Consider the following 24,807-nt stretch of genomic DNA (forward strand, 5'->3'; position numbering starts at 1 on the left):
CAGAGTGAACTGCGGCCGGGTTTGTTTTTATCAAAAGTGAACTGATTTCGCGTCCAGCGGCTTTTGCAGCGGTGGTGCGAACTTCGTCAGATTGATGCCTTCCACGGCAGCTTTGTATTCTGCCAGGGTTGGTGTGCGACCTAGAACTGCAGCCAGGACGACAACAGGGGTGGATGCCAGCAGGGATTCACCCTTTTTGTCAGCCGTATCAGCAACAACGCGGCCCTGGAACAGGCGTGTGGATGTGGCCAGAACCGTGTCACCCTTGGCGGCTTTTTCCTGGTTGCCCATGCAAAGGCTACAGCCAGGACGTTCCAGATACATGATGTTTTCATATTCCGTACGGGCCTGGGCCTTTGGGAACATGTCATCAAATTCAAAGCCGGAATATTTCTGCAGAATATCCCAGTCGCCTTCTTCCTTCAGCTCATCAATGATGTTGTAGGTCGGGGCTGCCACCACAAGCGGCGCGTTGAATTCAACTGTACCGTTCTGCTTTTCGATATTGCGCAGCATCTGCGCGACGATTTTCATATCGCCTTTATGCACCATGCAGGATCCAATAAAGCCCAGGTCCACCTTCTTTTCGCCACCGTAATAGGACACAGGGCGGATGGTGTCATGGGTGTAGCGCTTGGACACATCATCGTTGTTGACGTCAGGATCCGCGATCATAGGTTCAACGATCTGGTCCAGATCAACCACAACCTCTGCGAAATATTTTGCGTCCTTATCCGGGACCAGCGCGGGCACTTCACCGGATTTAAGTTCCGCAATCCGCGCATCGGCCAGCTTGTTCAGGTTGGCAAGAACAGCTTTCTCATTGTCCATACCTTTGTCGATCATGATCTGAATGCGGGATTTTGCCAGTTCTAGAGAGCCGATCAGCGTTTCATCGTTGGAGATACAGACAGAAGCTTTCGCTTTCATCTCTGCGGTCCAGTCGGTGAAGGTAAAGGCCTGATCCGCCAGAAGCGTGCCGATGTGAACCTCAATGATGCGGCCCTGGAAGACGTTGTCATCATGCTGATCCAGCATCTGTGCCTGGGTCGCATGCACAACATCACGGAAATCCATGTGATCGGCCATTTTGCCCTTGAAGGTCACTTTCACAGATTCCGGGATCGGCATTGCAGCTTCGCCAGTCGCCAGCGCCAGCGCAACAGTGCCTGAGTCAGCGCCAAAAGCCACGCCTTTGGACATACGTGTGTGGCTGTCGCCGCCCACAATGATCGCGCGGTCATCAATGGTGATATCGTTCAGAACCTTATGGATAACATCGGTCATCGCATGATATTCGCCCTTTGGATCACGTGCGGTGATCAGGCCGAAATCATTCATGAATTTCATAAGTTTAGGAATGTTGTCCTGGGCTTTTTTGTCCCAGACAGATGCTGTGTGACAGCCGGACTGATAACCAATGTCAACAGATGGGGAAATCACGGTTGCCGCCATGGCTTCCAGTTCCTGCGCGGTCATCGGGCCGGTGGTGTCCTGGGAACCGACAACATTCACCTTCACACGCACGTCAGAGCCGGCGTGCAGGGTCTTGCCCGGCGTGGTGCCAAGCGCGTTGCGGTTAAAGATTTTCTCAACCGCGGTCAGGCCCTGACCTTCGACAGAGATTTCCTTGGATGGTGCGTAAGCAGACTTCAGCTCCTGGCCAAGGGCGCCAGCCGCAAATGTCTGCAGCTTTTTGCCAAAGACCACGGCGTAAGAACCGCCGGCTTTCATGAATTCCATCTTTTGCGGGGTGAAAGCAGCGGACACGTCTTTCAGAACGGTGCCATCTGCATCTTGCAGGGTCTTGGTTTTGGTGTTGATGGTCAGAACCTTGCCGGTTTCAACGGAATAGGTTTGCTCCAGAACCGCTTCGCCGTCTTCATCCTCAACAACATTGCCGTCTGCATCCAGCTTTTTCACCCAGTTATCAAGGTCAATGCCGATACCGCCGGTCACGCCAACCGTGGTCAGGAAGATCGGGGAAATACCGTTGGTGCCCGCAACAACAGGGGCGATGTTGATGAACGGCACATAAGGGCTGGCCTTCTTACCAGTCCAGAGCGCCACGTTGTTCACGCCGGACATGCGGGAGGACCCCACACCCATGGTGCCTTTTTCCGCAATCAGCATAACGCGTGCATCTGGGTGTGCGGCTTGCAGGGCTTGGATTTCTTTCTGCTGTTCCGGGGAACACATGCATTGACCATGAAGTTCACGGTCGGCGCGGGAATGTGCTTCGGCACCGGGGGACAGAAGGTCAGTGGAAATATCGCCAATACCAGCGATATAGGTCACAACTTTGATCTCTTCTTCCAGCTCTGGAAGCTTGGTAAAGAATTCCGCCTTGGCGTAGCTTTCCAGCAGTTCTTTCGCGACAATGTTGCCAGCCTTGTAAGCCTCTTCCAGACGATCTGTGTCGGCTTCATACAGGAAGACCTGAGTTTTCAGAACCTCAGCCGCCTGCGCCGCGATCGCCGCATCATCACCCAGGGCCAGGTCCAGCAGAACAGCCACAGAAGGCCCGCCCTTCATGTGGGACAGCAGTTCAAACGCGAATTCGGCAGAGATCTCAGATACCTCAACGGCCCCCAGGATGATGTCTTTCAGAAACGCCGCTTTTACACCCGCAGCAGATGTCGTGCCTGGCAGGGTGTTATAGATGAAGAAGTTCAAGGACGTTTCGCGGTGTTCATTGCCGCTGTCTTTGATCTGTTCGATCATCTCAGCGACAAGCGCGTCATCTTCGATTGGTTTCGGATGCAGACCTTGGGTTTTACGGGTCTCGATCTCACTCAGATAGTCGGTATAGAGGCTCATGATGTTTCCGGCGCTGTTATTAACAGGAATAGCCCGATACCGGTCTCAGAATCGTCTCTGGCGGGCCGGTCAGGCTTGCTGTATGCGATTGTATACATTGCACCGGTGGGGCGCAAGGTGTTTCAGTTTGTTACTCTGAAAATTGGAAATGTTCACTCAATAATTCGTGAATACTTTATGCCAATTGTAAATCGGCGAAGTTTTTCCGATTTTGCACCTGCAATCACATCGGTGGTATGGCAACACGCCCAGAATCCGTCAACAGCCAGGCATCCCGCCCTTCGATTACAATCGTAGATAGGTCATTTCCCCAACCGGCACCTGAATCGATGTTGATCCGGTTGCCATAGTGGGTTGCCGCATCAACAGGCGTATGCCCGTGAACGACCAACGCGCCATGATCGTCTGTAGCATTGTGAAAATCACCACGGATCCAGATCAAGTCATCTTCAATCTGTTGATCAAGGGCAATGCCGGGTCTGACGCCGGCGTGGGCGAAAAACACATCCCCATGGCGGTAATAGTTTGGCATCGCGTTCAGGAAATCAATGTGGTCATCCGGGATTACATCGCGGGCCTGGGTCAGCATTTCAGAAACCGGGACCGTGGTATCTACACCATAAGACGCAAGTGTTGCCCGCCCGCCGATCCTGTCATGTAGCCAGTGATAATCCGGTTTCATATTTGGATCGTGCCGGTTTGGATTTTCCAGCCACCACAACATCTGGCGGTCATGGTTGCCAAGGAGCGTGACCCAGGGTTCGCCCCGGATCACGCCTTCAATCATAAATTCGATCACGCCCTTAGAATCGGGACCGCGATCAACAAGGTCGCCGATCTGCACCACCGGTGCTTTGGGGTCATCCATATGGGCACGATCTGCTGCAATCAACGCCATGGCTGATTGCAGTTTGTCGAGGTGCCCGTGCACATCCCCAATCGCGTAGTGGCGCATGACCAATCCTTATACGACGTCAAATTCCAGCGGTTTGATGCTTTGGAACATGCCGGTTTTGTTGAGATTATCAATCACGGCGTCATCCACCTTATGATCGATATAAAGCAATGCAATCGCCTCGCCGCCAACTGCTGAACGACCAAGGGTAAAGTTCGCGATGTTCACGCCGTTTTCCCCCATGGTTTGGCCCAATGTACCGATGATACCAGGAACATCTTCATTGGTGGTGTACAGCATGTGACGCCCGATCTCGGCATCAACCTGAATGCCTTTGATCTGGATAAACCGCGGTTTTCCATCACTAAACACGGTGCCTGCAACGGACCGTTCACGCTTATCGGTCACGACCGTTACCTTGATATAGCCGTCAAAGGCGCCGGATTTTGCCTGATTGGTGGTGGAAATTTGAATGCCGCGTTCTTTTGCGACCACGGGCGCTGATACCATATTCACATCAGGGTTGGCACGCTTCATGATGCCCGCGATGACGCCACAGTTCAGGGCTTCAAGATTCATCTCGGCGACGTTGCCGTCGTACAGAATGTTGATCGCTTTCACCGGCTCATCGGTCATCTGACCAACAAAAGCACCAAGGTGACCAGACAGTTGCAACCACGGCCCCATGACTTTGGCTTCTTCCGCAGTGACGGATGGCATGTTCAGCGCGTTGGTCACAGCTCCGGTGAGCAAGTAATCGGACATTTGTTCGGCGACCTGCAGGGCGACGTTTTCTTGTGCTTCAGATGTGGCCGCGCCAAGATGCGGGGTGCAGACGACGTTTGGCAGATTGAACAGCACGTTTTCTTTGGCAGGTTCTTCCGCAAAGACATCCAAAGCAGCACCAGCCACATGACCAGACTGCAACATCTCGGCCAGGGCTGTCTCGTCAATCAAACCGCCTCGGGCACAGTTGATGATGCGCACGCCTTTTTTTGTTTTTTCGAGATTTTCACGGGACAGAACATTGCGGGTCTGATCCGTCAACGGCACGTGAAGCGTGATGAAATCAGCGCGTTTCAGCAGTTCATCCAACTCGACCTTTTCAACGCCCATGTGTTTGGCTTTTTCTTCACCAAGGAAGGGATCATAAGCCACCACTTTCATTTTCAATCCGCGCGCACGGTCACATACGATGCCACCAATATTGCCCGCGCCGATGACGCCAAGGGTCTTGCCGGTCAGCTCAACCCCCATGAATTTGGATTTCTCCCATTTGCCGGCATGGGTGCTGGCGGACGCCTCTGGGATCTGGCGCGCAACCGCGAACATCATTGCAATCGCATGTTCGGCTGTGGTGATCATGTTGCCAAAAGGCGTGTTCATGACGATCACACCTTTTTTCGATGCGGCATCTTTATCGACGTTATCGGTGCCGATGCCAGCGCGGGCTACAACCTTGAGGTTTTCAGCCGCAGCAAGGATGGTTGGCGTGACTTTGGTTGCGGAACGGATCGCAAGGCCATCATATTTACCAATAAGTTCAGCAAGCTTGTCCTTGTCTTTGCCAAGGTCAGGCATGAAATCAACGTCGATGCCACGATCACGGAAAATCTGCACGGCGGTTTCGGAAAGTTTATCAGAGACGAGTACTTTAGGGGCCATGGTGTTGGTCCTTTATGAGAATATAAGGGAGGAGGCGCCGGATAAAGGCGCGCTCAGACATGCTTCAGAGAGGCGCGATCTCGGCTTCAAAGGCCCATTTGATCCAGGGAAGAAGGGCCTCGATATCGCTGGTTTCAACCGTGGCACCACACCAGATCCGCAGACCGGCGGGGGCATCACGATAAGCGCCCATATCAAAGGCGACACCTTCGGCTTCAAGACGTTTTGCAACAGCTTTTGCGAAGGTGGCACCGTCGGTGATGCGTGCGTCTGTGAACTTTAGGCAAACCGATGTGTTGGACTGCGTTGCTGCATCTTCCGCCAGGTTTTCGATCCAGTCATTTGCTGCGCAAAAAGAGTCTATTGCAGCTGAATTCGTGTCCGCACGGGCGATCAAGCCTTTCAGTCCACCAACGGAACGCGCCCATGAAAGCGCGAACAGATAGTCCTCAACACACAACATAGATGGCGTGTTGATGGTTGCACCGGTAAAGATCCCGTCGATCAGTTTCCCCGCTTTTGTCAGGCGGAAAATTTTCGGGAGGGGCCAAGCTGGCGCATAGGTTTCAAGGCGTTCGACCGCACGAGGCGATAGGATGATCATGCCATGTGCCGCTTCGCCGCCCAGAACTTTCTGCCAAGAATAGGTCGTCACATCCAACTTATCCCAGGGCAGTTCCATCGCGAATGCAGCGCTTGTTGCATCACAGATGGTCAGACCTGAGCGGTCATCTGCGATCCAGTCGCCATTTGGCACGCGCACGCCAGATGTGGTGCCGTTCCAAGTGAAAACAACGTCATTGTTGAAATCAACGGACGCCAGATCAACGATCTGACCATAGTCGGCGGTTTTGACAGTTGCGTCGATCTTCAGCTGTTTCACAACATCGGTGATCCAGCCTGAACCAAAGCTTTCCCAAGCCAACATTTCAACCGGACGTGCGCCCAGAAGGTTCCACAGGGCCATTTCGACAGCGCCCGTGTCGGATGCAGGCACAATGCCGATCTTGTAATCTGCAGGGATGTTCAGCAGTTCGCGCGTCTCTTCGATCGCGGCTTTCAGCTTGGCTTTGCCAACGGCTGCGCGATGCGAACGGCCCAGTGGCGCGTCACGCAATACATCAAGATTCCATGTAGGGGGTTTGGCACAAGGGCCAGATGAAAAACGCGGATTGGCCGGCCGCGTGGCCGGGTGTGCAATATCAGTCATGATATCCTTCCAGATATAAGCCCTTCGTTGGGGAAGGGTGTCCCACCTTTGGGCATAGCAGCGTTTTTTTCTGGCGCAAGCAAAAAATTGTCGTTATGCGGCCAAACATAATTCAAACACGACAGGTGCCCTATGTTCACAGCCACAATGATCGCGAAACCCGGAATGCTGGAACCTGTTCTGGCGAACTCTGTCCAAAGTGCCTGGGGCGGATCCGAGCTGCGTTGGCTGTCCGCAGGGGAAGCTGCGGAATTTGATATTCCTGCCATGCCGGATAATCGCTGGGATGTTTGGCAAGACCTACAGAATATCGCGGTTGATCTGGTGGTTCAGGCCACGGAAGGGCGCAAAAAAGTCGTGTTGGTGGCTGATATGGACAGTACGATGATCGCCCAAGAATGCATTGACGAACTGGCGGCAGAGGCAGGGATTGGCGATCAGGTGGTGGAAATCACGGCGCGCGCCATGAATGGCGAGATTGATTTTGAGGATGCTCTGCAAGAACGTGTCGCGCTGTTGAAGGGGCTGAAAAGCACTGTAATAGACACTGTTTTAGCCAGTCGAATTACGCTTGTGCCCGGTGGCCGCGCGCTTGTGCAAACGATGAAGGCCAATGGCGGCTATGCTGCGCTTGTGTCTGGTGGGTTTACGGATTTCACAGCGGCTGTATCGGACAAACTAGGTTTTGATGAGAACCGTGCGAACACGTTGTTACATACCGGCGGCGCATTGACCGGCCAAGTCGGAATGCCAATTCTGGGCCGCGAAGCAAAGATCACTGCCGTCAATGAAATCACCACGCGCCTGGGTCTGACGCCGCAGGATGTGATTGCTGTTGGTGATGGTGCGAATGATCTTGGGATGCTGCATCTGGCGGGCACTGGTGTTGCAGCCCATGCGAAACCGTCTGTGCAGGCCGAATGTGATGTGCGCATCAATCACGGTGATCTGACAGCCCTGTTGTATATCCAAGGCTATCAGAAGTCAGAATTTGTTAAATAACAGACCCTATTTCAGGGAATCTGCAGCTTTTATTGTTCCGCAATTCACCTTGTTCCAGTTCAGGATCGGGGCGTTTAGACGTTTCTTTGTGGCGGGGTGGTTCGGGTCTAACACGCCCAGCTTCACCAAAATTGCGGCGACGGTGCATTCGGATGCACGGGTCGCACCGTCAGAGATTTTCAGCGCTACGCCGATTTTCTTTTCTGGGATAATTGCGATGAACACACCGTCCGCACCGGTCTTGATCGATACTTTGCCATCCGTTGCGCGCATCAGTTCGGTACAGGCGCGGGTTTCGCCCGCGACCAGATCCGGGTGTAGCGCCATAGCCTGACGCAGTCGCACGGCGGCTTTTTCACGGGCGGATCCATTTTCGGACGCGCCGGCAAAGAACCCCATTGCGCGGGCCAGGCCAGCAACAGAAGTTGCGTAATTTGGGGCAGAACAGCCATCGATGCCATAACCCGGAGACGTTTCGCCGGTGGTGTCTTCAAAAGCTTCTTTAATGGCAATCTGCAGCGGGTGGGTCGGATCATGATAATCTGCGCCGTGGCCCATATGTTTGTTCCAGGTCAGAAACCCGGAATGTTTGCCGGAACAGTTGTTGTGAAATTGGCAGGGCGAATCATCGGTCTTGATCAGGGCATTGCGGGCGGGAAGATCGTTCGGTTCCTGTGGACCGCAGCGCAGGTCACTTTCCCCCAGATCCAAGGCCGACAGCCATTTGCCAACACGATCTGTGTGGATGAATGCCCCTTGATGGGATGCACAAGCCAAGGCCAGATGTTCGGGCGTCAGGCCATAGGCATCAGCCGCACCACTTTCCACCAGTGGCAACGCCTGGATCATTTTGCAGGATGACCGTGGATAAGTAATATGATCGGGGTTGCCCCAGCTTTCCAGGATCTGTCCCTTGTGATCTGAGATCACCACATGTCCGGTATGAATTGATTCAAGAATGTCGCCACGCCAGATCTCGGTCAGTGTTGCGGGTGCTGTCATGGGGTTTCTCCGGGTAATGCTGCGCAGGTTTTCGCCAGGATGGACGGGAATTGGGGTTTCAAACAACTGCATTTTTTGATTAGTGTAAAGCTATCGGGTAAATATGATGTGCAGGATCAGGAATAAGGGTCCGCTGACATCACCAGAGGCAACGCAGCTGGAGGCTGTAACGACATGAAATCACTTTTCTCTCGCAAATCTATTGGTGCAATTTGCCTTGCCATGCTGACCGCATCAGGCGTGTGGGCACAGGAAACAACTGAAAACCGCGTCGCGGTACAAACCGCCTGGAGCGTCTTCATCGATGATGACCCCACCCAGTGCTGGGCTGTGTCAGGGCCGGAAGATACAGTGAATACTGATTCCGATGGACGCCCAAAGGCCGTGCGCCGTGGACGCATTCAGATGTTCGTGACCTGGAACCCCGCTTCCAGTGTGGCTGGTCAGGTTTCTTTTGCGGGCGGTTATCCATTTGCAAGCGGATCCACCGTGCAGATCGCCATCGGTGAGAACACGTATGAACTGTTTACATCCGGCGAAAATGCCTGGGCTGCCAGCCCTGGTGATGACGCCAAGATCGTGACAGCGATGAAACGTGGTGCAACAGCATTGCTGACCGGTCGGTCCGGGCGTGGAACAGTGACCAAAGATACATTTTCCCTGCTGGGCTTTACGGCTGCTGTGGAAGAGGCCGAAACGCGCTGCGGCGGCTGATCCTTTTGAAAATTCGAATGCAAAGGGGCAACTTTCCATTGCCCCTTTTTTGCGTTATGAGGCACCCTTGTTTCATCGGAGCCCGTGATGTCTGACCAAAAACCTGCCGCACCCGTTACGCCTGATATGCTGACTGTGCCCCGTAAAGAGGCCCCTTCTGCCCTGATCAATCTGGTCGGGCTGACACGTGCCGCCATGCGTGAAGCCCTGATCGAAGCGGGCACACCTGAAAAGCAGGCGAAGATGCGCACTGGCCAGATCTGGCAATGGATCTATCAAAAGGGCGTGCGGTCTTTTGATGAGATGACAAACCTTGCCAAGCCGTTTCGTGCGATGCTGGCTGAAAAGTTCGAAGTTCGCGTGCCCGAAGTGATCACACGTCAGGTGTCGGAAGATGGCACACGCAAATATCTAGTGCGCATCGCGGGTGGGCATGAAGTAGAGATCGTCTATATCCCCGAAACGGACCGCGGCACGCTGTGTATTTCTTCGCAAGTCGGCTGCACGCTGACCTGTACCTTCTGTCATACGGGCACGCAAAAATTGGTGCGCAACCTGTCAGCCGGTGAAATCATCGGTCAGGTGATGGTGGCGCGTGATGATCTGGATGAATGGCCCGAACCTGGCCGTAACCCAAATGATGAAGCAAAACGCAAACTGTCCAATATCGTTCTGATGGGCATGGGCGAACCGCTGTATAACTTTGAAAACGTACGTGACGCGATGAAGATCGCGATGGATCCCGAAGGGATTTCCCTGTCGCGCCGCCGCATTACCCTGTCCACATCCGGCGTTGTGCCCGAAATGGCCCGGACTGCCGAAGAAATCGGTTGCCTGCTTGCGATTTCCTTCCACGCGACGACAGATGAAGTCCGTGATGTTCTGGTGCCGATCAACAAACGTTGGCCGCTGGAAAAACTGGTTGAGGCGCTGCGCAGTTATCCCAAAGCGTCGAACTCTGAACGCATTACCTTTGAATATGTCATGCTGAAGGGCGTGAATGATACGGATGAAGATGCGCATCGTCTGGTGGAACTGATCAAAGGCATCCCTGCAAAAGTGAACCTGATCCCGTTTAACGAATGGCCCGGTTCGCCTTATGAGCGGTCATCAAACAATCGCATTCGCGCGTTCTCTGAGATCATCTATCAGGCGGGTTATGCTTCGCCCGTGCGTAAACCGCGTGGGGAAGATATTATGGCGGCCTGTGGTCAGCTGAAGTCAGAAACAGAACGCGCCCGCAAAAGCCGCAAACAGATCGCGGCGGAAACCGGCCTGAAGGGGTAAACCATGAATTTCGCCGTATTAGAGACACCTGCACTGATCCTTGATGTCGACAGGTTGAAATCTAATGCCGCGAAAATGATCGCACGTTGCGCGGATATGGGGGTGACTTTGCGCCCGCATCTGAAGACTGCAAAATCTGCCGAAGTGGCAAAGATCGCCACTGGTGGCCGGATGGGTGCGGTCACCGTTTCAACGCTGCAGGAAGCCGAATATTTCGCCCGCGCCGGGTTTGATGACATTCTTTATGCGGTTGGCATTACGCCCAATAAATTTGCCCGTGTAGAACGCATTCAGGCTGAAACGGGCAAGACAATTGTTCTGTCTGTTGATTCCATCGAAATGGCCCAGGCAATTGTGGATCGCGGGTTGTCTTGTCCGGTTCTGGTCGAGGTAGACTGTGGCGAACATCGTGGTGGGATTGATTGTGATGATGGTGCGATCATCGAAATCGCGCGGGTTTTGGGGCCAAGCTTTAAAGGCATCATGAGCCACGCGGGCCATTCCTATTCCACCGATCAGATTGCCCGCGTGCAGCAGATCGCTGAAGGGGAGGTGCACGCCGCTGTGCGTGCCGCCGAACGGGTCCGGGCGGCTGGGATCAAGGTTGAGGTTGTTTCGATAGGGTCCACGCCGACAGTGCTGCATGCCAATAGCCTTGAAGGCATCACCGAGGTGCGCGCCGGGATCTATATGGTCTGGGATCTGTGCCAGGTGGGGCGCAATATGTGCAGCCTAGATGATCTGGCGATCACGGTGCTGGCGACGGTTGTTGGCCATAACCGTAAGGCTGGTGTGCTGACGGTGGATGCGGGCGCACTGGCGATGTCAAAAGATATCGGTGCGCAAAATCACATGCCGGATGCGGGGTATGGGCTGCTGTGTGATCCGGAGACGCTTGAACCACTGAACCTGCGGATTGATGGCGTGCATCAGGAACATGGCACGGTGCATGTGAACAGTGCCGATGATTTCGCCCGGCTGCCCATCGGCAGCCAGGTCCGTATTCTGCCCGGCCATGCCTGCCTGACATCGGCGGGCGGCTATGGCCGGTTTCATGTCACAAACGGCGAGGTCTGGGACCGCTGCGACGGCTGGGCTTAACGACCAGGCAGCGCATCACGGGCGTGGTTTTCGCCCCAAGCGTCAATTGCATCAATTGCTTCCTGTGCGCTGTCAACGAACTGGAACAGGTCCAAGTCTTCCGCAGCAATTGTGCCGGCGTCTGACAGGGCGTCCCAGTTGATGATCTTTTCCCAGAACTCCTTACCAAACAGCAGGAACGGCACACGATCCATACGGCCGGTCTGGATCAGGGTCAGAGCTTCGAACATCTCATCGAGCGTGCCAAAGCCACCGGGGAACACGCAGACCGCTTTGGCGCGCATCAGGAAATGCATCTTGCGGATCGCGAAATAGTGGAAGTTAAAGCATAGCTCAGGCGTCACATATTCATTTGGTGCCTGTTCGTGGGGCAGCACGATGTTCAGACCGATGGATGCGCCACCCGCATCAACGGCACCACGGTTGCCCGCTTCCATCACGCCAGGGCCGCCACCGGTGACAACCACATCTTCACGCCCGTTGCTTTCCATGCTGCGCAGGGTCATCAGGCGGGCGAATTCGCGGGCTTCGTCATAAAACGCGGACAGATCGGCAAGGGTCTGTGTGCGGGCTGTGTCTTTTTTCGCAGGCTCAGGAATACGGGCACCACCAAACATCACGATTGTGCTTTCAATCCCGTGTTCTTCCATGGCCATTTCGGTTTTCAGAAGTTCCAGTTGCAGACGCACCGGACGCAGGGCGGGCTGACACATGAAATCTTCATCAGAAAAGGCCAGACGATAAGCGGGTGCACGTGTCTGTGGTGTGTCGGGGATCTCTTTTGCTTTTTCCACATCCTGACGGGCAAAGCGCATCGGGTGCTTTGGAGTCTTATCACTCATAAATCGCGTTTCCTTACGTAAAATAGGTTCATTCAACAGCTACAGGCAGATCAGACTGAATACCAGTCACCTGTTTTCAACACATTGCGACGCGCCTGTTTTCGCTGGCGTCGCAAACTGAGGATGACGCAGGGGGTATCTTCGGGTAAGAAGCGCCAACTTTGTATCTTCCGGGAGCCTGAAACCATGTCTAATGCCCAGCTTGAAACCGCCATCGAGGCCGCGTGGGACGCACGCGATACTATCAATTCTGCCACCACTGGTGAAATGCGCGATGCGATTGAAGACACGCTGAACGCGCTGGACAGTGGCAAACTGCGCGTGGCTGAACCCCGTGAAGACGGCAACTGGCATGTGAACCAATGGGCGAAGAAAGCCGTGCTGCTGGGGTTCCGTATCAAAGATATGGAACAGCACGAAGGTGGCCCACAAGGCGCTGGTTGGTGGGATAAAGTTGACAGCAAATTCAAAGGCTGGGGTGATGCGGAATGGAAAGAGGCCGGTTTCCGCGCTGTTCCGAACTGCGTTGTGCGTAAATCTGCCTTTGTCGCCCCTGGCGCTGTTTTGATGCCATCTTTCGTGAACATCGGCGCCTATGTTGGCGAAGGCTCCATGGTTGACACTTGGGCAACTGTTGGGTCTTGCGCGCAGATCGGCAAAAATGTTCACCTGTCCGGTGGCGTTGGCATCGGTGGCGTTCTTGAACCCATGCAAGCTGGCCCGACCATTATTGAGGATAACTGCTTTATTGGCGCGCGTTCCGAAGTTGTTGAAGGCTGCATCGTGCGTGAAGGGTCTGTTTTGGGCATGGGCGTGTTTATCGGCCAGTCCACCAAGATCGTTGATCGAGAAACCGGCGAAGTCATGTATGGCGAAGTACCGTCCGGTTCCGTGGTTGTGGCCGGTTCCATGCCGTCCAAAAACGGCGTGAACCTATATTGTGCGGTGATCGTGAAGCGCGTGGATGCACGGACACGTTCCAAGACGTCTATCAACGAACTTTTGCGTGACTAAACCGCAGATTAGACACTGATTAGAATGCGCCGGGCCGTTAATTGGTCCGGCGTTTTTGTTAGCGGACGCCAAACCATTTGGTATAGATCGTGTCATATCGCCCGTTTTCACGCAGGTTTAGCAAAGCCCGGTTTACGGATTCACGTAATGGGCTGTTTTCGGACAAGGCGATCCCATAGTTTTCCGGATGGAACACGCGATCCAGCAGGCGCACCGTGCCAGGAGGTTGGTTGCGCACATACCAGGACAGCATTGGCTGATCAAAGAAAACGGCATCAAATTCACGGTTTTCAAATCCGGTGATCAGTGACGTGTAATCCTTTGTTGTCAGATGCTGAATTTCCCGTTTCGCAAGAAAAGCAGACGCGGTTGATCCTTCGGTGGTCGCAACGCGGCGTTCTTCGATGTCGGACAGAGAATTGATTTCTTCAGTGATGGCCCCCAGAGTAATGGCCGCAGTGATCTGGGCGACAAAGACCGATACGATAAACAGGGACGAAACCACGAGAAGCACAGCAAACACACGGCCTGGGCGTGATTGTGGTACGCGCTCTTCAAATCCGCCATTTACGACAAGATTTAGTGCCCACCAGAAAGACGGAAAGAAGGCTTCTGTCATGGGGCGGTCGAAGTAGGGTTGGCTTTTGCGTTCGAGGCACCACATGACAAGCCCGCCCAGGGCAAGAAGACCAAAGGCGGCAAGGATTGCAAACAGAATGTCGAGATTGAAAATTGCTTCCAGCACTGGGCTGCCTGTTTTTTCGTCATGCAACATGATCTGCAGGCCGGATGCGATAATTGGCTGAGAGAAATCCATGATCTCTTCCCGCGCCGAGGTGATCGAAATATTGGCAATCGCGCCATCAATTTCGCCTCGGGTCACAGCCTCGAACATTTCGCGGAAACTGTCATAGGGCAGGAATTCAACGCGGAGGTCCATTTCAGATGCGATGTCACGCATCAGGTCTATGGAAAACCCACGGGGGTCATTTGCGATATCCATCGCAAATGGTGGGCGTTCCACAGTTGCGAAACGCAGCACCCCGCTGTTGTCAGCAGAAAGAGGCTGTTCCTGGGCGATTGCCGGAAAACTTACACATAACAAAACACTAAGTACCAGTTTCCGTAAGAAAAGCAGCCAGGAGAACAGCCCTGACAAACGATGAGTCTGCATGCTCATTCCTTTGAAAATGGTAGATGCAGTTAACATTTCTCACCAGAGAATTGCAAAAGGTATTCATGCGGTTTTACTGGATATTATGAATGAAATTCGGCATAGAAAAATTGAGACACCCGCAATGCGCAAAGGGCAGACGATGAGCGATAAGATCAAGAAAGAAAAGAAGCCTCAGCAGGCGTATACTTTGCTGGTTGAAGTGGGGCGCAAAGACGGCGATGGCCTGCCTGATGAAGCATCCGGTGCAGCGCTGATGTGTTACGCGTCTGGTGTCGATGAAGCCGAAGCCGTGCGTGAAACCGTGGCGATCTTGAAGCAAGCAGATATGGCTCCCCTAGATGTAACGGGTTATGGCACGTTGGAAGAACGCATCGAATTGGGGCATGAGATTAGCGAAGAAGAACGTGAACTGATGCAACGTGCATTGGATGAAAATTCGGTGGTTGTCGCCCAGATGACCCCGTTTTTTGACGATAAACCTGCGCATTAAGGAAACTGCAATGTCCCCTCTGCCCATTGATCCCGTGAAACTGACTGGTGATCTGATCAAATGCCCTTCAGTCACACCTATAGAAGGCGGCGCGCTTGTGCTGCTGGAAGAGATGCTGACAGAGGCAGGCTTTGAATGCACGCGTATTGATGTGGAAGAGACCAGCAATCTTTTCGCCCGTTGGGGCGCGAAAGGCGCGAATCGGTCCTTTGGGTTTAATGGCCACACGGACGTTGTACCGGTGGGGGATGCAGACGCCTGGAGCTTTGATCCCTTCAGCGGTGAAGTTGTCGACGGCATTATGCAGGGACGTGGTGCGACGGATATGAAATCCGGAGTGGCGGCTTTTGTAGCGGCAGCGATTGATTTTGTGCAGGATACGCCCCCCGACGGCGCCGTTGTGATCACCATCACGGGCGACGAAGAAGGGCCGGCGCTGCATGGTACGACCGAAATCCTAAAATGGATGGGCGACAACAGTGAGATCATGACAGATTGTCTGGTGGGGGAACCCACTTGCCCAGAGAAGATGGGTGAAATGATTAAAATCGGACGGCGCGGTTCGCTGAAGGCACATTTCACCGCCCGTGGAAAACAGGGCCATTCCGCTTATCCGCACCGAGCGTTGAACCCGCTGCCAGCGATGGCGCGTCTGGTGGATCGCTTGTCGTCGCATCAGCTGGATGCGGGCAGTGATCATTTTGATCCGACGACATTGGTGGTCACTGCGATTGAAACCGGCAATGACGCCAGCAACGTGATCCCGGCGCATTGCCGTTGCGCGATTGATATTCGTTTTTCCGACGTGCAGACATCAGGGGCGATCATCGCCTGGCTGGAACGTGAAAAAGCCGTGGTTGAAGCCGACACAGGTGTGACACTGGAATTGACGACCAAAGTCACGGGCGAATCTTTTATAACGCCTCCAGGGGCGTTGTCTGATCTGGTCGCGAAATCCGTGAAAGATGAAACGGGTATAGATCCGGTGTTGTCCACGTCTGGCGGCACGTCTGATGCGCGGTTCATGCGCGCCCATTGCCCGGTGGTGGAATTTGGCCTGGTGGGCAAAACCATGCATCAAGTCGATGAAAGGGTTGAAGTCGAACAGATCACCCAACTGAAAGGCATCTATTCCCGCATTCTGAAGGATTATTTCGCATGAGTCTGATTGTCAGCCTAACCGGCGATATCGCCACCTGCCACCAATTGCGCCGCAAAGTGTTCATTGAGGAACAGGCGGTGCCTGAGGCGGAAGAAGTTGACGGCAAAGACGGCGAAGCGTTGCACTTTTTGGCGGAAAAAGACGGGATTCCGATAGGCTGCGCACGTATTCTATTGAAGGCAGATGCAGGTAAAATTGGTCGTGTTTGTGTGCTGGCAGACGGGCGCGGCGCCGGTGTTGGGGCTGCGTTGATTAAAGCCTGTGTTGATCACCTGCGAACCCTGGAAAGTGCCAAAAAGGCTGTATTAGGGTCTCAGTGCCATGCAATTCCGTTTTATGAAGGCCTTGGTTTCACCGCGTTTGGCCCGGTATATGATGACGCGGGAATTGATCATCGTGATATGGAACTGATGCTGTGAAACCCTGGCGTCCGCGCCTTGTCGTGATGTTGAAAGAACCGCATCCGGGGCGTGTGAAAACTCGGTTGGGGCGCGATATTGGGCTGACACGATCCGCTTGGTGGTTTCGTCATCAATCAGCCGCCCTTATCCGCCGATTACGTGATCCGCGTTGGGATCTGATCTTGGCGGTCACGCCGGATCATGAAGGCCTTCAAAGCCGCGTCTGGCCCGTTGATGTGCCGCGTGTTTCTCAGGGCGGCGGCGATCTTGGTGACCGGATGGGGCGACAATTTCGAACCATTCCCCTAGGCCCTGTCTGTGTGATTGGGGCGGATATTCCTGGCATCAATCGGGCGCGTATTTCCGAGGCTTTCAAAGCGCTGGGTGATCATGATGCGGTGTTTGGTCCAGCCGATGACGGTGGGTATTGGCTGATCGGCCTGAAACGCACGCGCCCGGTGCCGCCCCGTCTGTTTGACGGTGTGCGCTGGTCTACAGAACATGCCTTGGCTGACACGATACAAACCTTGCCGGATCATCGGATTGCGCAGGTTTCCATGTTGCGTGATGTGGACACGGTCGCGGATCTGCGTGCTCTCGCCAATTCAACGCAGGCGTGATAGGGCAAGCGCATGACAATGCGTATACCTTCCAAAGAGGAAATCCTTGCTTGGATTTCCGACAACCCGACCCAGACTTCCAAACGTGATATTTCGCGTGCCTTTGGCATCAAAGGCGCGGCCCGAATTGATCTAAAACGGATCCTGAAGGAACTTGAAGCGGAAGGTCATTTGCAAAAGCGTAAAAAGACCTATCGCAACCCGGACAAACTGCCGCCTGTTGCGGTGCTGAAAGTCGCGGGCCCTGATAGTGACGGGGATCTATTTGCTTATCCCGTGGAGTGGCAAGGCGAAGGGGCCGCACCACGTGTTCTGATGTTGGAAAAAGCCGGCGCACCAGCACTGGCGAAAGGTGTGACCATTCTTGTGCGTCTGCAGGAAGTCGCGGATGAAGACCATGCCTATAACGGTGTGTTAATTCGCCAAATAGGGTCTAATCCACAGCGAATCCTTGGCATATTCCGAAAAACCCATGAAGGCGGGCGATTATTGCCGGTTGAAAAAGGGTCGGATAAGGAATGGAAAATTGCAGCTGGTGCCACCGGCGATGCTCGCGATGGCGAGTTGGTCGAAGCAGAACGCGCGGGGCCGAAATCTCGTATGGGTCTGCCGTCTGCGCGTATCGTTGATCGCCTTGGTGATCCGACAGCACCCAAAGCCGTATCCCTGATTGCGATCCATCAGCATGGCATCCCGGATGCTTTCCCGGATGAGGTTGTTTCTGAGGCTGACAGTGCAAAACCCGCGCCACTGGATGGGCGCGAAGATCTGCGTGACATGCCGCTGGTGACGATCGACCCACATGATGCGCGCGATCATGATGACGCCTGTTTTGCCCATGCGGATGATGATCCGAAAAACCCCGGCGGCTTTATCGTCTGGGTCGCGATTGCCGATGTGGCCCATTATGTGACGCCAGGATCTGAACTGGATCACGAGGCGCGCAAACGTGGGAATTCCACCTATTTCCCGGATCGCGTTGTGCCGATGTTGCCGGATCGCCTGTCTGGTGATTTATGTTCCCTGCACGAAGGGGTGGATCGCGCCTGTATTGCGGTTCGGATGCAGATCGACGCCAAGGGACAGAAAATTTCCCATCGCTTCACCCGGGGGCTGATGAATTCTCATGCGTCGTTGAACTATCAAGAAGTGCAGGCCGCGATGGATGGCATCGTGAACGAGAAGTGTGAACCGCTTCTTTCCCCTGTGTTAGAGCCTCTTTATGCGGCGTGGCGCGCGACATTGATTGCACGTGAAGATCGACAACCGTTGGAATTGGATCTGCCAGAACGTAAGATCGTTCTGGGGGATGACGGCAAGGTGCAATCTGTTGCGTTTTCTGAACGTTTGGATGCCCATAAGCTGATCGAAGAATTTATGGTGCTGGCAAATGTCGCCGCTGCGGAAGAGCTGATCGCACGCAAGCAACCCCTACTTTTGCGCGTACATGAAGAACCGAGCCCGGAAAAACTGGAAAGCTTACGTGAAACTGCGGTTGCGTCAGGTCTGACGCTGGCAAAAGGGCAGGTGCTGAAAACGGCGCATCTCAACCGCCTTCTTAATCAGGCGCGTGACACAGATCATGCCGAACTGATCAACATGTCGACCCTGCGTAGTATGACGCAGGCCTTTTATGCGCCGGATCATTTCGGGCATTTTGGTCTGGCCCTGCGATCCTATGCGCATTTCACATCCCCCATTCGTCGTTACGCAGATCTGATTGTGCATCGCGCATTGATTTCCGCCCATCAGTGGGAGGGGGCCGCAGATAAATTTGACGGCTTGTCGCCACAGGATGAACAACAGATCCGCGAGACAGGTACACAGATTTCCGAAACGGAACGCCGGTCCATGACGGCGGAACGTGACACGACGGACCGCTATCTTGCGGCGTTTTTGTCGGAACGTGTAGGCAATGAGCTGGAAGGCAAGATTTCCGGCATTGCCCGGTTCGGTGCCTTTGTGCGTCTGAATGAAACGGGTGCCGATGGGCTTGTGCCTGTGTCATCGCTGGGGCGTGAATATTTCCGGTTTGATGCGGATGATCAAAGCCTGACTGGCGAAGACAGCGGTTTCCGTCTGAGTATCGGTCTGCCCGTGACTGTGCGTCTGGCAGAAGCCGTTCCCGTGACTGGTGGTCTGATGGTCGAACTGTTGGCTGTGAATGGTAAAGAACTGCCGCGGGGGCGCGGTGGCCGGGGCAGCCGCAGCTTTTCGTCAAAACGGTCGGGTAAAAAACCAAAGACCAAAAGCCGAAAAACACCGGGCACCAGCCCCGCCCGTAAAACTGCGCGGAAAGTGATCCGGAAACGCAAGAAATAGCCTGAAACAGTGTCCGAATCGCCGGGCGCTTTCCCTTTCTTCTGGTCCTGGTTAATCTGTCAGAAAAAAATAGGGCAGTAATCAGGTGAACAACGTGCGTATTTTAAGTTTTGTAGCAGGTATAACGCTGGCCGCGCAGGGGGCATTTGCCTCGGGCGTGAGTGGTGTGACAACAGATGTGACGGCAGGCGGAGACAGTATGAGCCAGGAAGTGACCCCAATCGAGGTGAGCGCAAACGGGCTGGATCGCTGGATCCGTAATTTTGAAAGCCGGGCGCGTGCCGCCGGTATTTCCCAACGCACATTTGATGCGGCATTTCGCAATGTGCGCTATCTGGATGACGTGATCGCGCGGGACCGCAATCAAGCGGAATTTACCAAGCAGATTTGGGAATACCTAGATGGCGCGGTGTCTGAACCACGTATTCGCAATGGCCAGCGCGCCTTGCGCCAGAATTCCCGCGTATTGGATCGGGTAGAGGCCCATTACCGCGTTGAGAAAGAAATTGTCGCCGCTGTCTGGGGGTTGGAAAGTGCCTATGGTGCGACGCGGGGCAGTACGCCGTTGATTTCCGCACTGGCGACTTTGTCTTTTGATGGGCGTCGGGGACGTTTCTTTGAGGCGCAGTTGATTGCGGCTTTGAAGATCCTGCAAAACGGCGATGTGCGCCCACGTGATATGACCGGAAGCTGGGCTGGTGCCATGGGGCATACGCAGTTTATCCCGACGTCTTATCTGGAATATGCCCAGGACTTCACCGGGGACGGTAAACGCGATATTTGGTCTGACGATCCGACGGATGCGCTGGCCTCGACCGCGTCTTATCTGGCGCGTCACGGCTGGACATTTGGGCAGCCATGGGGTGTCGAAGTCGTCCTGCCACAAGGATTTGATTATACGCAAACCAGTGAACGGGTTAAGAAAAGTCCGCAGCAATGGGCGGCCTTGGGGGTGCGTGATACCCGTGGGCAGACCGTGCCAAACCATGGGCGTGCTTCAATCCTGTTGCCAGGTGGTGCGCAGGGGGCGGCATTCATGATCTTTGACAATTTCCATGTGATTGAACGCTATAATGCAGCGGATGCCTATGTGATTGGTGTTGGGCATCTGGCGGATCGTCTGGCGGGCGGCCCTGCTATTCAGGCCACTTGGCCGCGTGGATATGAACCGCTGTCTTTCCGTCAGAAACAACAGTTGCAGCGCCGTCTGACCCGTGCGGGTTTTGACACAGACGGAACTGACGGCATTATTGGGCCAAACACCATTGCGGCGATCCGGGCTTATCAGGCGTCGATCGGCGTGACACCGGACGGCTTTGCGTCACAAGACGTACTGCGTCGCTTGCGCAATCGCTGACAACATTGATTGTAGGTGTTTTGTCCTGGTCTTCCGGGGCGAAACCCTGCAGGGCGTGTTCAGCAGCCGCCTGCGCTTAGGCATTGTTGAACACGTGATACAGCGTCGTTGCTGGCAGCATAGGTGGGCACAGCGCAGGTGCTTATGTTGACTTCGAACCTGCCGTTTTCACCACGCTGAAGAAACATGATCTGGCCAGATACATGTTTGCGGCGCACTTCGAGATCCGTGTCGCAGCTGCCGTGATCATCACAAATCAAGTTAAAAGAGATCGCCTGATCAAACGGTTGCATCTGTCCGTCAGCTGTCATGACATTGCCGGTCAGATGGCCTTGCCATGTCTGCAAACGCACGCGTTCACGGCGAAAATTGTACCAGATAAAGCGTCCGAAACGGGTCTGGGGAATGCGATATTGTGAACTGATATGCAGATCGCCCGACACGACTGTGAATTCTGAAATTCGGTCTGCTGTCAGAAATTGCTCCATCCCGGATGATGGGGGGCAATCAGACGCCATCGCAGGAAGCGCACACATAAGTGAACCCGTTACGACACATGACAGAAGAAATCGGTAAGGCAACTTTCTGGACTCCGGAGGATACTGGGCCAGAATAGGGAACTGATGGGGCAGGTCTATGTTGCGAAATGACCGGAGGAATTCCAGCGACTATCCGCGCAGATGTGTGTCAAATTCGCCGAAAATCGCGACATAAATATCACGCTTGAAAGGGACGATGCTGTTGATCAGATCGGATGGCGTCATCCACTGCCATTCAGAAAATTCCGGATGGTCTTTTTCAATGTCGATGTCCGAATCTTGCCCGTGAAAGCGCATGACATACCAGCGTTGTTTCTGACCGCGGTATTTACCCTTCCAGATATTGGGCACCAGATCATGGGGCAGATCATAGGTCAGCCAGTCTGCGGTTTCAGCTTCGACGGTGACCAGATCACGCGACACGCCGGTTTCTTCTTCCAGTTCACGCAAGGCCGCTTCGCCGACATCTTCGCCTTTGTCCACGCCCCCCTGGGGCATCTGCCAAGCGTTACCGGGGTTATCAATGCGTTTGCCCGCAAAGATCAAACCGTCTTTGTTTACAAGGACGACACCAGCATTGTTACGGTATGGCAGGGCAGTGATTTCTTCGGGTGTCATGGTAGATCCTGTTGTAAGCGGGCGGGGAAAACCCCGCCCGTAAGTGTTTTATTCAGTGCCGCCAAGTGCGCGCAGGCCCGTTAACAGGTCGATGGCATAGGCAAGCTGGAAATCGTCTTCGCGCAGCTGTGCCGCTTCTTCGACTTTGGCGCGTTCTTCTTCCAGCAAACGGCGCTCATCTTCCGTGATGGAATCATTGTCGAGACTGCCACGCAGGTCCGCTTCTGTTCGTGAGAATCCCTGTGTTTCTTCCTCAGATTCGGAGGTCTCGGGATCACGACGTGGTTGTTCTACAACGATATCTGGTGACACGCCCAGGGCCTGAATGGAACGGCCAGATGGCGTGTAATAGCGCGCTGTCGTCAGACGCATCGCACCGTCGCCACGCAGCGGCATGATGGTCTGAACAGATCCTTTACCAAAGCTGCGGGTGCCCACAACGATTGCGCGACGATGATCTTGCAGCGCACCGGCCACAATTTCAGACGCAGATGCAGAACCACCGTTGATCAGTACAACAATTGGTAGCCCTTCGGTCAGATCCCCGTCACGCGCATTCCAGCGTTCGCCATCTTCCGGGCTGCGACCACGGGTGGACACGATTTCCCCAGCGTTGAGAAAGGCATCAGAGACCGCAATCGCCTGGTTCAGAAGGCCACCTGGGTTGTTGCGCAGATCAAGAACAAAGCCGTTCACGTTTTCCATGCCGCCCAGTTCTTCAACAGATTCAGCAAGGCCACTGGCCAGATTATCAAACGTCTGGTCGTTGAAAGTGGTGACGCGCAAAACAACGGTGCTGCCTTCGGTGCGGGTGCGAACAGCGGTCAGTTTGATGGTGTCGCGGATGATGGACACATCAAAAGGTTCGTCAGCGCCTTCGCGTACAACGGTGATGATGATTTCGGAACCCACAGGGCCACGCATCAGTTCAACAGCTTCATTCAGGGTCAGGCCCAACAGGCTTTCACCATCCACATGGGTGATGAAATCGCCGGCTTCCATGCCCGCGACATCCGCAGGGGTGCCATCCATAGGCGAGACAACTTTTACAAACCCTTCTTCCTGGGTGACTTCAATGCCCAGACCGCCGAATTCACCGCGTGTCTGTTCACGCATGTCGGTGAAATCATCCGGCGGCAGAAAGCTTGAATGAGGATCAAGAGATGTCAGCATGCCGTTGATCGCGGCTTCGATCAGTTCGGCTTCGTCTACATCTTCGACATATTGGCTGCGGATGCGTTCAAAGATGTCACCAAACAGATCCAGCTGTTGATAAACGCTGCTTTGTTGTTCAGCTTCCTGGGCTAAAAGCGGCCCTGTGATCTGTGTGGTCGCAATAATCCCGGCAAACGTGCCAGCGGCCGCGGCCAAAAAAAACTTTTTCATCATCTCATCCTGTGTTGCACCAGCCCGGTATACACGGACCAGAGGACTTCTGTGTTAATTTCCACCGGTGGCGTTGAACCAAGGCGATGGATCCGTCGGGTTTTCACCCTGTCTCAGTTCTATATAAAGCGTTTCACTGCGGCCTGCGCCAGTCCCATCTGTTGAGAATGGCGAAACAGCGCCGAAATCGTGGGTTCCTGGCATTAATCCAAGCGCAGTTCCCGCCTGAACAATTTCACCTGCCTCACTATACAGGGTTCCCAGCCCGGCCAGAACCATCAGATACTGGTTATCCGGTTCAAGTATGATCACATTCCCGTAGTCAAGCAGGGGGCCGGCGTAACGGATGGTGGCTGCAAAGGGGCTAGTGACCAGGGCGTCGGACAATGTCGCCAGCACCATGCCTGGCCGTTCAATACCGGCTGCGTCGGGTTCATCAAAACGTCGCAGAATGGTGGCGTTTACGGGCAGGGACAGGGCACCAAGAAGATCATCGAAATTGCCATATCCCCGGGCACTGTTGCGGCCTTCGGGCAGTTGATACAGACCTTCGGCAAAAGCGCGTAACGTTTCGCTGCTGTTCAGAAGCACTTGCATCATCACGGGATCAGCGCTGAAACGCAGGGGCAGATCAGTGCGATCAGCCCGTGCTTCGGACAGGCGGGCACGGGCGGTCTGGGCGCCGGCAAGACCTTCGCGCAATTCCTCTGCCGCGCCGGCTTGGATAGATTGCAATTGGGCAAGTTCTTCCAGTTGGGCGCGCAGGGCTTCGGCCTCTGCCTGTAGGGCAGGGGTGACTTCTGCCAACATCATGGAAGATCGTGCTGTGCCACCAGGGCCAGAGGGATGCAGCATCAAAAGAGGTGCTGGACTGCGTTCCATTGTCTGTAACGCTGCCAGAAGACGCGAAATCTCGGCGCTGCGGGTATCAAAAATTTGGCGCAGGGCGGTTTCGCGAATAGCCACTTGCCGCATGCCCTGACGCAGGGCAATCAGACCTTCTTCATATGCGTTGACGGTCTGGGTCAGCGCGGATACGCGATCAGATGCATTTTCCGCCTGAACCAGAGACGTAGACGCCGCATCAAGCTGCAGGGCCGCGCGCTGCGCTGTGATGCCGGGATCAGACTGCGCGAACAGGTCTGCTGGGGAAATCAAGAAAGCCGCGCATATGAGGCCAGCC

Annotated in this window: 22 protein-coding genes; 11 read left to right on the top strand and 11 right to left on the bottom strand. The window is 54.4% G+C overall.

Translation table 11 applies throughout. The features are described from left to right. Positions 1–30: 30 nt before the first annotated feature. The 4 genes from ACPGUT_RS03180 to ACPGUT_RS03195 form a co-directional block, all read right to left on the bottom strand. Positions 31–2,820, bottom strand: coding sequence for a bifunctional aconitate hydratase 2/2-methylisocitrate dehydratase (locus ACPGUT_RS03180; RefSeq protein ID WP_423988799.1), 2,790 nt, complete (start codon positions 2,818–2,820; stop codon positions 31–33). Positions 2,821–3,043: 223 nt separating this feature from the next. Continuing rightward, positions 3,044–3,775 (bottom strand): metallophosphoesterase, encoded by a 732-nt coding sequence (locus ACPGUT_RS03185; RefSeq protein WP_423988800.1) that lies wholly within the window; start codon positions 3,773–3,775, stop codon positions 3,044–3,046. 9 nt (positions 3,776–3,784) lie between these two features. Next, positions 3,785–5,380 carry a phosphoglycerate dehydrogenase gene (gene serA, locus ACPGUT_RS03190; protein WP_423988801.1) on the bottom strand — a complete coding sequence of 532 codons (1,596 nt, stop codon included), beginning with the start codon at positions 5,378–5,380 and terminating at the stop codon, positions 3,785–3,787. A gap of 64 nt (positions 5,381–5,444) precedes the next feature. Next, entirely contained in the window at positions 5,445–6,590 is a 1,146-nt protein-coding gene (locus tag ACPGUT_RS03195; protein WP_423988802.1) for a phosphoserine transaminase, read from the bottom strand. Positions 6,591–6,722: 132 nt separating this feature from the next. On the opposite strand from ACPGUT_RS03195, the gene serB reads away from it, so the two are divergent. Next, positions 6,723–7,592, top strand: coding sequence for a phosphoserine phosphatase SerB (serB, locus tag ACPGUT_RS03200; RefSeq protein ID WP_423988803.1), 870 nt, complete (start codon positions 6,723–6,725; stop codon positions 7,590–7,592). 6 nt (positions 7,593–7,598) lie between these two features. Here the strand turns inward: serB and ACPGUT_RS03205 are convergent, their stop codons facing one another. Next, the gene (locus ACPGUT_RS03205) at positions 7,599–8,594 is read right to left on the bottom strand and encodes an asparaginase (RefSeq protein WP_423988804.1); all 996 of its coding nucleotides are present in this window, start codon (positions 8,592–8,594) and stop codon (positions 7,599–7,601) included. Positions 8,595–8,768: 174 nt separating this feature from the next. Between ACPGUT_RS03205 and ACPGUT_RS03210 the strand changes: the two genes are divergently transcribed. The 3 genes from ACPGUT_RS03210 (at position 8,769) to ACPGUT_RS03220 (ending at position 11,696) form a co-directional block, all read left to right on the top strand. Then, entirely contained in the window at positions 8,769–9,308 is a 540-nt protein-coding gene (locus ACPGUT_RS03210) for an invasion associated locus B family protein (protein WP_423988805.1), read from the top strand. An 87-nt stretch (positions 9,309–9,395) separates the two neighbouring features. Further along, on the top strand, positions 9,396–10,595 hold the full coding sequence (rlmN, locus tag ACPGUT_RS03215; RefSeq protein ID WP_423988806.1) for a 23S rRNA (adenine(2503)-C(2))-methyltransferase RlmN: 1,200 nt from the start codon (positions 9,396–9,398) through the stop codon (positions 10,593–10,595). A 3-nt stretch (positions 10,596–10,598) separates the two neighbouring features. Continuing rightward, positions 10,599–11,696: an alanine racemase gene (locus tag ACPGUT_RS03220; RefSeq protein ID WP_423988807.1), complete on the top strand. Its 1,098-nt coding sequence runs from the start codon at positions 10,599–10,601 to the stop codon at positions 11,694–11,696. Here the strand turns inward: ACPGUT_RS03220 and ACPGUT_RS03225 are convergent. Continuing rightward, positions 11,693–12,538, bottom strand: coding sequence for a TIGR00730 family Rossman fold protein (locus ACPGUT_RS03225; protein ID WP_423988808.1), 846 nt, complete (start codon positions 12,536–12,538; stop codon positions 11,693–11,695). The genes ACPGUT_RS03220 and ACPGUT_RS03225 overlap by 4 nt on opposite strands. 186 nt (positions 12,539–12,724) lie before the next feature. Here ACPGUT_RS03225 and dapD point away from each other — a divergent pair, with 186 nt between their 5' ends. Continuing rightward, positions 12,725–13,552 carry a 2,3,4,5-tetrahydropyridine-2,6-dicarboxylate N-succinyltransferase gene (gene dapD / locus ACPGUT_RS03230; protein WP_423988809.1) on the top strand — a complete coding sequence of 276 codons (828 nt, stop codon included), beginning with the start codon at positions 12,725–12,727 and terminating at the stop codon, positions 13,550–13,552. A 58-nt stretch (positions 13,553–13,610) separates the two neighbouring features. Here the strand turns inward: dapD and ACPGUT_RS03235 are convergent, their stop codons facing one another. Further along, positions 13,611–14,726, bottom strand: coding sequence for a transporter substrate-binding domain-containing protein (locus tag ACPGUT_RS03235; protein WP_423988810.1), 1,116 nt, complete (start codon positions 14,724–14,726; stop codon positions 13,611–13,613). Positions 14,727–14,868: 142 nt separating this feature from the next. On the opposite strand from ACPGUT_RS03235, the gene ACPGUT_RS03240 reads away from it, so the two are divergent. The 6 genes from ACPGUT_RS03240 (at position 14,869) to ACPGUT_RS03265 (ending at position 21,081) form a co-directional block, all read left to right on the top strand. Continuing rightward, positions 14,869–15,219 carry a hypothetical protein gene (locus tag ACPGUT_RS03240; protein ID WP_423988811.1) on the top strand — a complete coding sequence of 117 codons (351 nt, stop codon included), beginning with the start codon at positions 14,869–14,871 and terminating at the stop codon, positions 15,217–15,219. Positions 15,220–15,238: 19 nt separating this feature from the next. Further along, positions 15,239–16,381, top strand: a complete 1,143-nt coding sequence (gene dapE, locus ACPGUT_RS03245) for a succinyl-diaminopimelate desuccinylase (protein ID WP_423988824.1) — start codon at positions 15,239–15,241, stop codon at positions 16,379–16,381. After that, positions 16,378–16,800: a GNAT family N-acetyltransferase gene (locus tag ACPGUT_RS03250; RefSeq protein WP_423988812.1), complete on the top strand. Its 423-nt coding sequence runs from the start codon at positions 16,378–16,380 to the stop codon at positions 16,798–16,800. The genes dapE and ACPGUT_RS03250 overlap by 4 nt, the downstream gene beginning before the upstream one ends. Before the next feature lie 26 nt (positions 16,801–16,826). Beyond that, the gene (locus ACPGUT_RS03255; RefSeq protein ID WP_423988825.1) at positions 16,827–17,402 is read left to right on the top strand and encodes a TIGR04282 family arsenosugar biosynthesis glycosyltransferase; all 576 of its coding nucleotides are present in this window, start codon (positions 16,827–16,829) and stop codon (positions 17,400–17,402) included. Between the two features lie 12 nt (positions 17,403–17,414). Beyond that, complete coding sequence (rnr, locus tag ACPGUT_RS03260; RefSeq protein WP_423988813.1) at positions 17,415–19,724, top strand: ribonuclease R; 2,310 nt, start codon at positions 17,415–17,417, stop codon at positions 19,722–19,724. Between the two features lie 100 nt (positions 19,725–19,824). Next, positions 19,825–21,081: a lytic murein transglycosylase gene (locus ACPGUT_RS03265; protein ID WP_423988826.1), complete on the top strand. Its 1,257-nt coding sequence runs from the start codon at positions 19,825–19,827 to the stop codon at positions 21,079–21,081. Between the two features lie 59 nt (positions 21,082–21,140). On the opposite strand, the gene ACPGUT_RS03270 is transcribed toward ACPGUT_RS03265, so the two are convergent. The 4 genes from ACPGUT_RS03270 to ACPGUT_RS03285 all read right to left on the bottom strand — a co-directional run bounded on the left by ACPGUT_RS03270 (position 21,141) and on the right by ACPGUT_RS03285 (position 24,782). Then, a complete protein-coding gene (locus ACPGUT_RS03270; RefSeq protein WP_423988814.1) occupies positions 21,141–21,617 on the bottom strand; it encodes a hypothetical protein in 477 nt (158 codons plus the stop codon). A gap of 132 nt (positions 21,618–21,749) precedes the next feature. Next, positions 21,750–22,238, bottom strand: a complete 489-nt coding sequence (locus ACPGUT_RS03275) for an RNA pyrophosphohydrolase (RefSeq protein ID WP_423988815.1) — start codon at positions 22,236–22,238, stop codon at positions 21,750–21,752. 48 nt (positions 22,239–22,286) lie between these two features. Then, positions 22,287–23,624 carry a S41 family peptidase gene (locus ACPGUT_RS03280; RefSeq protein ID WP_423988816.1) on the bottom strand — a complete coding sequence of 446 codons (1,338 nt, stop codon included), beginning with the start codon at positions 23,622–23,624 and terminating at the stop codon, positions 22,287–22,289. 54 nt (positions 23,625–23,678) lie between these two features. Continuing rightward, the gene (locus ACPGUT_RS03285; RefSeq protein WP_423988817.1) at positions 23,679–24,782 is read right to left on the bottom strand and encodes a murein hydrolase activator EnvC family protein; all 1,104 of its coding nucleotides are present in this window, start codon (positions 24,780–24,782) and stop codon (positions 23,679–23,681) included. Positions 24,783–24,807: the final 25 nt, after the last annotated feature.

It is taken from the genome of Halocynthiibacter sp. (assembly GCF_049608145.1).
Lineage (GTDB): Bacteria > Pseudomonadota > Alphaproteobacteria > Rhodobacterales > Rhodobacteraceae > Halocynthiibacter.

Coding starts and splice junctions, on each gene's coding strand:
- ACPGUT_RS03180 (WP_423988799.1), bottom strand. CDS start 2,820: ATGAGCCTCTATACCGACTATCTGAGTGAGATCGAGACCCGTAAAACC.
- ACPGUT_RS03185 (WP_423988800.1), bottom strand. CDS start 3,775: ATGCGCCACTACGCGATTGGGGATGTGCACGGGCACCTCGACAAACTG.
- serA (WP_423988801.1), bottom strand. CDS start 5,380: ATGGCCCCTAAAGTACTCGTCTCTGATAAACTTTCCGAAACCGCCGTG.
- ACPGUT_RS03195 (WP_423988802.1), bottom strand. CDS start 6,590: ATGACTGATATTGCACACCCGGCCACGCGGCCGGCCAATCCGCGTTTT.
- serB (WP_423988803.1), top strand. CDS start 6,723: ATGTTCACAGCCACAATGATCGCGAAACCCGGAATGCTGGAACCTGTT.
- ACPGUT_RS03205 (WP_423988804.1), bottom strand. CDS start 8,594: ATGACAGCACCCGCAACACTGACCGAGATCTGGCGTGGCGACATTCTT.
- ACPGUT_RS03210 (WP_423988805.1), top strand. CDS start 8,769: ATGAAATCACTTTTCTCTCGCAAATCTATTGGTGCAATTTGCCTTGCC.
- rlmN (WP_423988806.1), top strand. CDS start 9,396: ATGTCTGACCAAAAACCTGCCGCACCCGTTACGCCTGATATGCTGACT.
- ACPGUT_RS03220 (WP_423988807.1), top strand. CDS start 10,599: ATGAATTTCGCCGTATTAGAGACACCTGCACTGATCCTTGATGTCGAC.
- ACPGUT_RS03225 (WP_423988808.1), bottom strand. CDS start 12,538: ATGAGTGATAAGACTCCAAAGCACCCGATGCGCTTTGCCCGTCAGGAT.
- dapD (WP_423988809.1), top strand. CDS start 12,725: ATGTCTAATGCCCAGCTTGAAACCGCCATCGAGGCCGCGTGGGACGCA.
- ACPGUT_RS03235 (WP_423988810.1), bottom strand. CDS start 14,726: ATGCAGACTCATCGTTTGTCAGGGCTGTTCTCCTGGCTGCTTTTCTTA.
- ACPGUT_RS03240 (WP_423988811.1), top strand. CDS start 14,869: ATGAGCGATAAGATCAAGAAAGAAAAGAAGCCTCAGCAGGCGTATACT.
- ACPGUT_RS03250 (WP_423988812.1), top strand. CDS start 16,378: ATGAGTCTGATTGTCAGCCTAACCGGCGATATCGCCACCTGCCACCAA.
- ACPGUT_RS03255 (WP_423988825.1), top strand. CDS start 16,827: ATGTTGAAAGAACCGCATCCGGGGCGTGTGAAAACTCGGTTGGGGCGC.
- rnr (WP_423988813.1), top strand. CDS start 17,415: ATGACAATGCGTATACCTTCCAAAGAGGAAATCCTTGCTTGGATTTCC.
- ACPGUT_RS03270 (WP_423988814.1), bottom strand. CDS start 21,617: ATGTGTGCGCTTCCTGCGATGGCGTCTGATTGCCCCCCATCATCCGGG.
- ACPGUT_RS03275 (WP_423988815.1), bottom strand. CDS start 22,238: ATGACACCCGAAGAAATCACTGCCCTGCCATACCGTAACAATGCTGGT.
- ACPGUT_RS03280 (WP_423988816.1), bottom strand. CDS start 23,624: ATGAAAAAGTTTTTTTTGGCCGCGGCCGCTGGCACGTTTGCCGGGATT.